10 protein-coding genes and 1 pseudogene are annotated in these 11,308 nt (G+C 71.7%); 6 read left to right on the top strand and 5 right to left on the bottom strand.

All coding sequences use genetic code 11. The annotated features are described in order from the left end of the window. Positions 1–134: 134 nt before the first annotated feature. The 6 genes and pseudogenes from KME66_RS34550 to KME66_RS13485 all read left to right on the top strand — a co-directional run. Positions 135–329, top strand: a pseudogene (locus KME66_RS34550) (hypothetical protein); the annotation flags it as partial. A 154-nt stretch (positions 330–483) separates the two neighbouring features. Further along, on the top strand, positions 484–837 hold the full coding sequence (locus KME66_RS13465) for a transposase family protein (RefSeq protein WP_216322182.1): 354 nt from the start codon (positions 484–486) through the stop codon (positions 835–837). Between the two features lie 673 nt (positions 838–1,510). Further along, the gene (locus tag KME66_RS13470; protein ID WP_216322185.1) at positions 1,511–2,035 is read left to right on the top strand and encodes a hypothetical protein; all 525 of its coding nucleotides are present in this window, start codon (positions 1,511–1,513) and stop codon (positions 2,033–2,035) included. Then, positions 2,035–2,577 carry a hypothetical protein gene (locus KME66_RS13475; protein WP_216322188.1) on the top strand — a complete coding sequence of 181 codons (543 nt, stop codon included), beginning with the start codon at positions 2,035–2,037 and terminating at the stop codon, positions 2,575–2,577. The genes KME66_RS13470 and KME66_RS13475 overlap by 1 nt, the downstream gene beginning before the upstream one ends. A gap of 382 nt (positions 2,578–2,959) precedes the next feature. Further along, entirely contained in the window at positions 2,960–4,186 is a 1,227-nt protein-coding gene (locus KME66_RS13480) for a MarR family transcriptional regulator (protein ID WP_253208321.1), read from the top strand. 184 nt (positions 4,187–4,370) lie between these two features. Continuing rightward, on the top strand, positions 4,371–4,790 hold the full coding sequence (locus KME66_RS13485; RefSeq protein WP_216322191.1) for a DUF4440 domain-containing protein: 420 nt from the start codon (positions 4,371–4,373) through the stop codon (positions 4,788–4,790). Between the two features lie 60 nt (positions 4,791–4,850). Here the strand turns inward: KME66_RS13485 and KME66_RS13490 are convergent, their stop codons facing one another. The 5 genes from KME66_RS13490 to KME66_RS13510 form a co-directional block, all read right to left on the bottom strand. Next, positions 4,851–5,459 (bottom strand): TetR/AcrR family transcriptional regulator, encoded by a 609-nt coding sequence (locus KME66_RS13490; RefSeq protein WP_216322193.1) that lies wholly within the window; start codon positions 5,457–5,459, stop codon positions 4,851–4,853. Continuing rightward, complete coding sequence (locus KME66_RS13495) at positions 5,447–6,181, bottom strand: enoyl-CoA hydratase family protein (protein WP_073219736.1); 735 nt, start codon at positions 6,179–6,181, stop codon at positions 5,447–5,449. The genes KME66_RS13490 and KME66_RS13495 overlap by 13 nt, the downstream gene beginning before the upstream one ends. Then, positions 6,178–7,776: a 4-coumarate--CoA ligase family protein gene (locus KME66_RS13500; protein WP_216322195.1), complete on the bottom strand. Its 1,599-nt coding sequence runs from the start codon at positions 7,774–7,776 to the stop codon at positions 6,178–6,180. Before KME66_RS13500 ends, KME66_RS13495 begins: the two co-directional genes overlap by 4 nt. A gap of 229 nt (positions 7,777–8,005) precedes the next feature. Further along, complete coding sequence (locus KME66_RS13505) at positions 8,006–9,166, bottom strand: acyl-CoA dehydrogenase family protein (RefSeq protein ID WP_073219724.1); 1,161 nt, start codon at positions 9,164–9,166, stop codon at positions 8,006–8,008. Then, a complete protein-coding gene (locus KME66_RS13510; protein ID WP_216322197.1) occupies positions 9,163–11,304 on the bottom strand; it encodes a biotin carboxylase N-terminal domain-containing protein in 2,142 nt (713 codons plus the stop codon). The genes KME66_RS13505 and KME66_RS13510 overlap by 4 nt, the downstream gene beginning before the upstream one ends. Positions 11,305–11,308 lie beyond the last annotated feature (4 nt).

Genomic DNA, 11,308 nt, shown 5'->3' on the forward strand with positions numbered 1-11,308 from the left:
GGGAGGCCGTACGGAGGTTGGCCGCCGACTCCTCATCCGCGCGCCAACTCCCGTACACCCAGGCGGTTTCATCCGGCTCAGCCGGTCGTTGGTTCAGATGTGCCGTTGATCTTCGGAGCGAATCGGTTGATGACGTGCTCGATCGCGTGGAACGGTCTCTGCGGCTCCACATTGACCGGAGCACAGTCATCCGGAAACGGCGCTCTGTCGGAGGACGCACAAACCGGAACACGTGGGTGCGGGTGGAGCGCCGGCCGCTCCGGCGGATCGCGGTCCAAGGCGGCAACGGGCCGGAGACAGCCGCGGCCCTGAGGGATGTGGCGATGCCCCGATGATGAGTCACGTGCCCCTTGACGGCATGCTCGTCGAGAGCGATCGCGTCGCAGGCATCCGGGACAACGGAAACGATCTGCGGTTGAGCCAGAAGCACAAGAGCTTCGGCGGAAACGTCCAGTTCCTGGCTGCCCCGGACGTCACACCGCTGTGGGTGTCATATGTCGACCGGGCCCCACTCCGGACGTCACCGTCGCCCGGCTGCATGTCCTGCCCGCGTTGCACAAGGCAGCAGCCGACGGCCTGCCCACCCTGGCAGACGAGGGCTACACCTGCGCCGGCATCCGCGTCCCGGTCCGCCGCCCGAGAGGAACGTCAGAACGAGCTCTGGATGCCGACACACGCACCACGAACACCCTGATCAGAGACCTCCGCGCCCTCGGGGAGCGCACGGCCGCTGAGCCCATGGAGCGCTGGCGCACGCTCAAGCACATCACCGTGAGCCCCTGCCGCATCGGCGACACAGCTCGCGCAGCCCTCGAGCTCAACGGCCGCTGGCAGTGATCTTCACCGAGAAGCCTCACGGGACTTGAAATCTTCGGGTGTGCGCGTTGGGCGAGCCAATGAGCATGGTATGAGATCGAAGCGAAGGTTGCCTTTCTGTCACGACTGGCACCTCTGCATGCCTCGCCCAGCCTCGGAGTTCTGAATTCTCCGGAGCCCCTGTTCGCTCCGTGATGGTTCACCAGTTTCTTTGCATGCCAATAACGTTCACAGGTTCTGCACATCTGGCGGGTGCCAGAACGCTCCGCCGACGGGTCGGTCTCTATGGCCTGATTTTCCATGACTTCTCATGGTGCGGCACCTCCCTTCCCTGTTACTTGCCTCGACGGTGATCAAGCGGCTTTGCTTCTGCTTCCGTTTTGGCTGAGCGATACATGTGGAGAGTTCTTGTGACCAGGAGGTGGCCTCGCCGTCGGCGGGGCGATAGATCCGGCACCGGCAGACGCGCGATCGCCGGGATGGTGGCCGCGGCTCTCATCGGAGGACTTCCCGCACTGGCGGGGGCTCCGGCCGCGGCGGCGGACGAAGCCGTCCCCTCGGAGGGGCACAAGGCTCTCGCGGAGGCCAAGCAGACCGGACAGCGTGTGGAAGTCGTCGGTGAGCGTACGGAACGCGCGACGACTTATGCCAACCCGGACGGCTGCGCAAGAAGGACGGCGTCTGGGGCAGCCTGATGAAGGGCAACTTCAGCAACGCCTGGGACAACACGAAGGACAACGTCGGCAACGCCTGGGGCAGCATCAGGGACTCCGGCTTCGGCCAGTGGGTCGGTGACCACTGGCGCGGCCTCGCCCAGATCGGCGCCTTTGCGGTATGCGTCGCCGCCTCAGCTGGATTGTGCTTCGCAGCCAGCAGGGCACTCCGGGTAGCGGACAACGCTGCTGATGCCCTGAACGGAAACTTCTCCGGCACGAAGGCGCTGAAGGGCGCGGCATGGACACTGGCAGGCGGTGCCCTCGGGAGCGGTGCCCTCGGGAGGGGAATCGCCGGTAGCTGGAGTGTCTGGCGCTCGGCAAGCGCCTTCAGTCGCGGCCCGGCCGGCGCGGCGCCCGCGCTCTGGCGGGGCAGTGTACGCCCGCAGGGCGCTCAAGGGGCGGTGAACTGGGGAGTCTCCGGCCGGGACATGGCCGTTAACGCGGGCATCACGCGGTCAACTTGTGGTGCAGGCTCACTGAGCGCCGCTGGAAAGGGATGCTGATGGACACGGCGTGGCGCATCAAAAGGCGTCGAGGCGCCCGTGAGGTTCTCCGGCGCAAGAGCGGCCCCATCGTCGGAGGAATTCTCGTCGTGGGCCTGCTGATATTCTGGCTCGTCGGAACGTCGATTGCAGTCGAAGCTCGCGGCTGGGGCGAAGCACCCTTGATTGCCGGGATCATTCTGCCCGGCGTTCGCCTCATCTGGCGGGCCGTAGTCCGCCCGAAGGTAGAGATCCACTCGGACGGATTCCAGGTGTTCGGATTCTTCACCCGGATCTGGGTACCCGCCGGATCCGTAAAATCCATCTCCACCGAGCCCGGATTGCACATGCACACTGTGCATGGCGAGGAGATCTTCGTTTCTGCGTTCTCGGGCTCCATGCTGGACCGAGGGCGTACCCCCCGGGCGGCCGCCCGGCTGCAACAGGCCCTGCCGAAGCGCCGGTTCCGCAAGGATCACGCACCCCATGCAGTGAGAGCCCCCGACTGGGCGCCCATGGATGTACTCCTCCTGTTCATCCTGGCAGTCGTCCTGAACGGATGACGCCCGGCACCCGAAGCTCGTAACCCGAGACCCGGGACCCGAGAACCGAGCGCCAGGACCCGAGCTTCGAACCTCCGCCGTCGCCCTTTCGTGGGTACGCACACCGGGACCTGCCCCGAAGCCCGTGTCCCGAGCTTCGGGCGTCGGGATGCGAGACCCGGGGTTCGAGCGCCTTCTTTTAACCGGCGGGAAAACATAGGGGGTTAGGGAAAACCTCCCCCACCTCCCTACCCCGTCACGGGCCGACAGTATGACTAATCGTGACGGCTTGCGGCAGAGCGTGACGGCCGCTTACGGTGCGAGAACTGAACGACCCCGACACGGTGTTGCCACACCAGGCCGGGGTCTCACCGCAAGATCGAGCACCTAGAAAGACGATCCCGTGGCTATCCAGCACCTTAGCTCCGCCCTGCCCGTCCCCGCAGTCTCCGCCGCGTACCCGATGGCCAAGCCCGGCTACGGCAAACGCTCCGCACCGGACCAACAACCCCGCACGCCCCATGACTTCGCCCTGCTCCCGGCCCGTGAGCGGTACATCGCCGGGTTCGTGGACCACCTGCCCGACGGGGCCGCGATGAGCGTGAAACAGCTCACCAAGCAACTCCCGCTCTACGGCCAGCAGGCCATCAGCACCTCCCTCAACGCCCTCTCCATCGCCGGACACCTGCGGCGCGTACGGTGCCCTGTCGGCACGGGCGACGAAACCCGCTGGGCCTTCCGCACCTTCTGGTCCCGCACCGCCCGCGACAACGCATGGTGGACCACCTACCTCGCCACCGAAACCGCCCCCCGCACCGCAACACCCGCGCAACCCCCAGCCCCCACCACCGCACCGGAAGCCCCCACCTCCCCGGACTCCGCAGCACCCCCGCAGCCCCCGGCCCCCACCACCGCAGCAGAGGCCCCTGCCACCGACGCGACTCCGCCGCCCCCGTGGGCCCCGTCCGAGGAACCGCCACCGCCCGGACAGCCGGAGGACTCGCCGCCCGCCGCGCAGCCCCCGGTCTCCGCCGCCGTACCACCCCAGCGCACCCCGCCCCAGGCGCGGGAAGCCGAACCCACGACGCCCACCCGGGACTCGACCCCCACAAGGCACACCGCGGCCACCGCGGCCACAGCGGCCACAGCGGCCACCGAGCTCTCCACCGCCTACCTCGCCCTCGCCCGCCTCGGCCGCGACGACCACCGCCTCGCCCTCTCCGCCCACGACTGCGCCGCCCTCGAACCCCTCGCAACACAATGGCTCGACCGCGGCGTCACCACCGACTACCTCACCAACGCCCTCACCGCAGGACTCCCCACCCAGATCGACTCCCCCGCCGGACTCCTCCGCCGCCGCCTCACCGACAAGATGCCACCCCAACTCCCCGCCACGAACACTCCACCGGGCACCGGCACCGACACCCCCGCCCCCGTCCCCGCCCGCCGGATCCTCGTCGAATGCACCGACTGCGGCCGCCCCGGCCCACCCCAAGCCCTCCCCGACGGCCTCTGCCGCCCCTGCCACCGGGCTCACACCACTGCCGGCGACTCCCCACCCGACCCCACCCAGATCGCCGCCGTCAAAGCCCACATGGCCAACCTCCGCCACCTCCTCAAAGCACCCTGAGGGGCGGACCAGGATCGTGCCGACGTGCCCTGCTGGGACGGTGGCCGGTGGGAGCTCCCGGCACTCGCCGATGAAGGAGCAAGCCGGGACGCGGGCAGGGGCGAGTGGTCCCGGAGCACAGGGGCATGCGCTCGCCGGACCATCGGGGCGTGCGCTCCCCGGCCCTTTCGGCGATCATCGTCCGATGAGCCCGATCAGCCAGGAGACTCAGGAAACCGCGGACGTGAACGCGGCCATCGACGCCGAGCTCCAGCTCTTGGACCCCGCCGTGCGTACGTCACGGCCGCTCGCCGCGCGCCTCCTCGACCCGGAGTTCGTCGAGGTCGGGGCCTCGGGGCGACGGTGGACGTACGAGGAGATGCTCGCCGCCCTCCCCGAGCTGAACGGCGGGAGCGGGGGCGGAGAGGGTGACGCGGGCTCGCCCCGGTTCGAGCCCTCCGGGATGCGCGGGGTCGTCCTGGCCCCCGGGATCGTGCACCTCACGTACGAGACCGTCTTCGGCGGTCGCCGGGCCCGCCGCAGTTCGCTGTGGCGCAGGCGCGACGGGGAGACGGAGTGGCGCATGTACTACCACCAGGCCACGCCCGTCCCGGACGGCGGCTGACCGGCGCGCGGGCCACGGCCCCGTCCCGCGCGGCGAGCGGTCCGGAGGCCCCGCGAAGGGTCAGCCCAGCCCCTCCTCCACCAGCGCCGCCCACTGCGCCACCACCCGCTCCCGGCGGGCCGTGTCGTCGGTGAGGAGGTTGGCGAGGCCGAGGCCGCGGGCCATGTCCAGGAGGCCCTGGACCGTTTCGCGGGTGCCCGGGCGGGACTCGTCCGCGCCGAGGAGTTCGACCGCGATGCGGTGGGTCTCGCGGCCCACCCGCGCCTCCAGTTCCGTGACACGCGGGCGCAGCTGGGCCTCGTTGGAGGCGGCCACCCAGAGCTGGAGCGCCGCCCGGAACAGCGGGCCCGTGTAGAGGTCGACCAGGGCCGCGACGACCTCCGCGCGGCCCTGGACGGGGAGGGCGCGCAGGGCGGCGGAGCGTTCCTCGGCGACGTACTCCACCGCGCCCGTGAACAGGTCCTCGCGGGTCGGGAAGTGGTGCTGGGCCGCGCCCCGCGAGACACCGGCCCGCTCCGCGACGACGGAGACGGTGGAGCCTGCCCAGCCGTGTTCGGCCAGGCAGGCCACCGCCGCCTCCAGGAGGCGCTGCCGCGTCGCGCGGCTGCGGTCCTGCTTGGGCGCGTGAGCGGCCCGGGAAGCAGAGAGGGAAGAGGTCACCGCACCCATGCCGGGTCCCGTCGTTCGAGGAAGGCCGTCATCCCCTCCCTCGCCTCGTCGGAGGCGAACAGCTTCGCTGATCGGGCGATGAGGTCTTCGGCGTACTGGTCGAAGCTCCTCAGCACCGTAGCCGTGACCAGCTCCTTCGACGCGGCCAGCCCCTGGGGTGAGGCACGGCGCAGACCGTCCAGGACCGGGGCCAGGCCCTTCTCCACGTCCTCGGCGGCCAGCGTCACCAGGCCGATCCGCGCCGCCTCCGCCGCGTCGAACCGCTCCCCCGTGAGGTAGTAGCGGCTCGCCGCCGTGCGGTCCACGCGCGGGAGCAGCGTGAGGGAGATCACGGCCGGGGCCAGGCCCAGGCGGGACTCGGTGAGCGCGAAGGACGACGCCCCGCCCGCCACCGCGATGTCGCACGCCGCCAGCAGGCCCAGGCCGCCCGCCCGGACATGGCCGGTCACCCGGGCCACCACCGGCTTCGGCAGCGCCACGATCTCCCGCATCAGCCCCACGAACGCCTCCGGGTCCGGCGGAGCCGTCAGGTCCGCCCCGGCGCAGAACGTCGTCCCCGTGTGGGCCAGCACCACCGCCCGTACGGTGTCGTCGCCGGCGCAGTCCGCCAGGGCGTCGCGCAACTCCCCCACCAGCGCCGCCGACAGCGCGTTGCGGTTGGCCGGGGAGTCCAGCGTCAGCGTGGCGATGCCCCGCTCCTCCGTCCGTACGATCAGGGTCACGCCTCGTCCGTCCTCTCCGTCTTCTCGCGGTCGCGCAGCTCGCGCCGGAGGATCTTGCCCGAGGCGGCCCGGGGCACCGCCTCGATGAACTCGGCCTGGCGCACCTTCTTGTAGGGGGACACGCGCTCGGCCACGTACGTCATGACGTCCTCGGCGGTCAGGCCCTCCGCCGCCGTTCCCGCTCCCCTGACCAGGAACGCCTTCGGGATCTCGTTGCCCTCCTCGTCGTACACCCCGATCACCGCCGCGTCCGCGACGTCCTCGTGGGTGAGGAGCAGCGCCTCCAGTTCGGCGGGGGCCACCTGGTAGCCCTTGTACTTGATCAGCTCCTTCACCCGGTCCACGACGTACAGCCAGCCGTCCTCGTCGACCCGGCCGACATCGCCCGTGTGCACCCAGCCGTCGTCGTCGATCATCGCGGCTGTGGCGTCCGGGCGGCCCAGGTAGCCCTTCATCACCTGCGGTCCCCGGATCAGGATCTCGCCGTCCGCCCCCGGCTCCGCGTCCTTCGCCGGGTCCTCCAGCGACACGATCCGCATCTCGGTGTTCGGCAGCAGCTGACCGACCGTGCCCGGCGGCGGCTGCTCGACGGAGAGCGGAACCACGTGCGTACCGGGCGAGAGCTCCGTCATCCCGTACGCCTGGCGCACCGGCGGCACCCCCAGCCGGGCCGAGCACGCCGCCGCCAGCTCGGCGTCCAGCGGGGCGGCGGCGCTGACGATGTACTGGAGCGAGGACAGGTCGTACTCCCCGACCAGCGGGTGCTTCGCGAGCGCCAGCACGATCGGCGGGGCCACGTACAGGCCCGAGATGCGGTGGGTCTGGATGGCTTCCAGGAACTGGGCCAGGTCGAAGCGGGGCAGGACGACGACCGTCGAGCCGCAGCGCAGGGGTACGTTCATCAGCGCCGTGAGCCCGTAGATGTGGAAGAAGGGGAGGACCGCGAGGATGCGGTCGCCCTCGCTCATCGGGATGAACGGTCTCAGCTGCTCCAGGTTGGTCGCGATCGACCGGTGCGTCAGCATCACGCCCTTGGGCGCGCCCGTCGTGCCGGAGCTGTACGGGAGGGCCGCCACGTCCTCGCCGGGGTCGATCGCGATCTCCGGCTCGGGGGCCGTGGAGGACAGCATGTCCAGGATGGAGGTGTGGCCCTCCGCCTGGTCGCAGACGTAGATCTCCCGTACGCCGCCCGCCAGTTCGGCGGCGCGGCTGGCGGTCGCCAGGAGCGGGGAGACCGTGACGATCCACTGCGCCCCGCTGTCCGCGAGCTGCTTGGCGAACTCCTCGGGCGTGGCCAGCGGGTGGACCGTGGTGACGGCGGCGCCGGCACGGGTGGCGCCGTAGAAGACGGCCGGGTAGGCGATGGTGTTCGGGCTGTGCAGGGCGAGGACGTCGCCCTTCCGGAGCCCTGCCTCGGCGAGTGCGGCGGCGATCCGCCGGTGGAATCCGTCGAGTTGGGTGTAGGTGAGGGACGTGCCGTTCGTCCCGTCGATCAGGGCTGCGGTGTCGCCGAACCCGGCGGCCCCGCCGAGGACCGCGTCGTGGATGGGGGTGTCGAGGGCCGTTACGTCTGCGTACGCGCTGCGGAACACCATGGCGGTCCCCTGTTCGTCGCGGTGGCCCGCGCCGCCCGGGTGGCGGCGCGGGACGCCGTGCGGGTGTGGAGAGACAGAATCGCCCCTGAGGGCGGCGCGGGGGGAGGGGTCGGACAGGCGGAAGTCGCCCTGCCGGTCGATGCGTCCAGGATCTGCCGCCGCCCCGCCGGCCGCGACTGCCGCGCTTCGGGCGGCGGCAGCGGGGGGCGGCAGCGGGCGGCGACAGCCTCTAGTACGACTTCGGCAGGCCCAGCGACTGGTGGGATACGTAGTTCAGGATCATCTCGCGGCTGACCGGGGCTATCCGGGCCACCCGCGACGCGGTGATCAGCGACGCGAGGCCGTACTCGCGGGTCAGGCCGTTGCCGCCGAGTGTGTGGACCGCCTGGTCGACCGCCTTCACGCACGCCTCCCCGGCCGCGTACTTCGCCATGTTCGCCGCCTCGCCCGCCCCGATGTCGTCGCCCTCGTCGTACAGCCGGGCGGCCTTCTGCATCATCAGGCGCGACAGCTCCAGGTCGATGTGCGCGGTGGCGAGCGGGTGCGCGATGGCCTGGTGGGCGCCGATGGGGGCCTTCCAGACCTGGCGGGTGCGGGCGTACTCGACGGCCTTGGAGAGCGCGAAGCGGCCCATGCCGATGCCGAACGCCGCCGTCATGATCCGCTCGGGGTTGAGCCCGGCGAAGAGCTGGAGGAGACCCGCGTCCTCGTCGCCGACCAGGGCGTCGGCCGGCAGCCGCACGTCGTCGAGGACCAGCTCGAACTGCTTCTCGGGGGCGTGGAGTTCCATGTCGATCTGATTCCGGCCGAATCCGGGGGCATCGCGCGGGACGATGAACAGGCAGGGCTTCAGCTTCCCGGAGCGGGCATCCTCGGTCCGGCCGACGATCAGGGTGGCGTCGGCGATGTCGACGCCGGAGACGTAGACCTTGCGGCCGGTGAGGACCCAGTCGTCGCCGTCGCGGCGGGCGGTGGTGGTGATGCGGTGGGAGTTGGACCCGGCATCGGGCTCGGTGATGCCGAAGGCCATGGTGAGGGAGCCGTCGGCGAGACCCGGCAGCCACGTCCGCTTCTGCTCCTCGGTACCGAAGCGGGCGATGACCGTGCCGCAGATCGCGGGCGACACGATCATCATCAGGAGCGGCGATCCGGCCGCCCCCAACTCCTCCAGCACGATCGAGAGTTCGGCCATGCCGCCGCCTCCGCCGCCGTACTCCTCGGGGAGGTTCACCCCGAGGTAGCCGAGCTTCGCGGCCTCGGCCCACAGCTCGTCGGTGTGCCTGCCTTCGCGGATGACGGTGGTCATGTAGTCGCGCCCGTACCGCTTTCCGAGGGCGGCGACGGCTGCGCGCAGGGCCTGGTGCTCTTCGGTTTCGAGGGCGGTGCTCATACGGTCTCCTCCGGTACGGGAACGGGTACGGGGGTGGCGGCCGGGTCCTCCTGGACCACGGCGAGCAGCGCGCCGACCTCGACCTGGTGGCCGGGCGCGGCGTGCAGGGCGGTGAGGGTGCCGGAGGCGGGCGCGAGGATGCGGTGTTCCATCTTCATCGCCTCCAGCCAGATCAGCGGCTGCCCGGCCTCGACGGTGACCCCGGCGGCCAGGCCCTCGGCGAGGCGGACGACGGTCCCGGGCATCGGGGCGAGCAGGGAGCCGGGGGCGGTGTGCGCGGCGGGGTCGGTGAAGCGGGGCAGGACGGTGAACGTGTACGCGGCGTCGGTGGCGTCCACGTGGACCCGGTCGGCGTGGGCGGTGATGGCGAAGTTCCGTGTGACGCCGTCGACTTCGAGCGTGACGCGGTCGGGGGTGGCGGTCAGGACCCGGGTGCCGGGGGTCTCGTGCGGCTCCGGGATGCCGGTGCGCGGGGTGCGGTAGGCGATCTCGTGCTCGGTGCCGTCGGGTTCGCTGCGGTAGCGCTTGCGCTGGGGCTGCGAGGTCACGTTGCGCCAGGCCCCGAAGCGGGCCGGGGCGGGGCTTCCGGCCGACGCGCCCCGTACGGCCTCCGCGCCGCGTGCAGCCTCCGCACCGCGTGCAGCCTCCGCACCACGTGCAGCCTCCGCGCGCCGCACGGCCCCCGCACCGCGTACGGCCCCCGTGTTCCGTACGACCTCCGCGCCACCGGCAGCCTGCGTGTTCCGTACGGCCTCCGCGAGCGTGGCGGCCAGGGCGGCCGTGGCGGGGTCCCGGCCAGCTCCCGGGGCGGTGAGGTCCGCCAGGTGCCGGTCGTAGAAGCCGGTGTCCAGGCGGGCCGCCGCGAAGTCCGGGTGGCGCAGCGAGCGGACGAGCAGGTCGCGGTTGGTGACCGGGCCGTGGACGCGGGCCCTCTCCAGCGCGCGGGCCAGCAGCCGGACGGCCTCGGTGCGGGTCGGGGCGCGGGCGATCACCTTGGCGATCATCGGGTCGTAGTGCACACCGATCGTGTCGCCGCCGGTGTATCCGGTGTCCAGGCGCAGGCCGGGGCCCTCCGGCAGCTCCAGGGTGAGCAGCGCGCCGGTCTGCGGCTGCCAGTCGCGGGCCGGGTCCTCGGCGTAGAGCCGGGCCTCCACCGCGTGGCCGGACGGCTGCGGGGGCTCGGGGGACGGCAACGGCGCGCCCTCCGCCACCCGCAGTTGCAGGGCGACGAGGTCGAGCCCGAACACGGCCTCCGTGACGGGGTGTTCGACCTGGAGGCGGGTGTTCATCTCCAGGAAGTACGGGCGGCCCTCGGCGGAGACCAGGAACTCCACGGTGCCCGCGCCCCGGTAGTCCACGGCACGGGCCGCCGCGACCGCCGCCTCGTGGAGCCGGGTGCGCAGGCCGTCGTCCAGGCCGGGCGCAGGGGCCTCCTCGATGACCTTCTGGTGGCGGCGCTGGAGCGAGCAGTCCCGGGTGCCGAGCGCCCACACGGTGCCGTGCGCGTCCGCCATCACCTGGACCTCGACGTGCCGGCCGCGCTCCACGTACGGCTCGGCGAACACCTCCCCGTCCCCGAAGGCCGACGCCGCCTCGGCTGCTGCGGCGAGCAGCTCGCCGGGAAGGGCGTCCGCTTCCCGGACGATCCGCATGCCGCGTCCGCCGCCGCCCGCGGCCGCCTTCAGCAGCAGCGGCAGATCGTCGGGGCCCGCCGTCGCCGGGTCCACCGGGGCCAGCAGCGGCACCCCGGCCCCGGCCATCAGCTCCTTGGCCCGGGTCTTGGAGGCCATCAGCTCGATCGCCTTCACCGGAGGCCCCACCCACACCAGCCCCGCTTCCTGCACGGCGGCGGCGAACGCGGCGTTCTCGGAGAGGAAGCCGTAGCCGGGGTGCACGGCGTCCGCCCCGGCGGCCCGCGCGGCGGCCACGACGAGGTCGCCGCGCAGATAGGTGTCGGCGGGGGCCGCACCCGGCAGGCGTACGGCGAGGTCGGCCTCCCGTACGTGCAGGGCGTCGGCGTCCGCGTCGGAGTACACGGCGACCGTGGTGATGCCCAGGTCACGGCAGGTGCGGAAGATCCGGCAGGCGATCTCGCCCCGGTTGGCGACGAGCAGGGTATGGATCACGTCACTCCTCATGGGC

It is taken from the genome of Streptomyces sp. YPW6, from assembly GCF_018866325.1.
Classification (GTDB): domain Bacteria; phylum Actinomycetota; class Actinomycetes; order Streptomycetales; family Streptomycetaceae; genus Streptomyces.

Bases quoted from the DNA above. Each gene is read 5' to 3' on its own strand.
- KME66_RS13510 (WP_216322197.1), bottom strand. From the start codon at position 11,304: ATGAGGAGTGACGTGATCCATACCCTGCTCGTCGCCAACCGGGGCGAG.
- KME66_RS13505 (WP_073219724.1), bottom strand. From the start codon at position 9,166: ATGAGCACCGCCCTCGAAACCGAAGAGCACCAGGCCCTGCGCGCAGCC.
- KME66_RS13475 (WP_216322188.1), top strand. From the start codon at position 2,035: ATGGACACGGCGTGGCGCATCAAAAGGCGTCGAGGCGCCCGTGAGGTT.
- KME66_RS13485 (WP_216322191.1), top strand. From the start codon at position 4,371: ATGAGCCCGATCAGCCAGGAGACTCAGGAAACCGCGGACGTGAACGCG.
- KME66_RS13470 (WP_216322185.1), top strand. From the start codon at position 1,511: ATGAAGGGCAACTTCAGCAACGCCTGGGACAACACGAAGGACAACGTC.
- KME66_RS13490 (WP_216322193.1), bottom strand. From the start codon at position 5,459: ATGGGTGCGGTGACCTCTTCCCTCTCTGCTTCCCGGGCCGCTCACGCG.
- KME66_RS13500 (WP_216322195.1), bottom strand. From the start codon at position 7,776: ATGGTGTTCCGCAGCGCGTACGCAGACGTAACGGCCCTCGACACCCCC.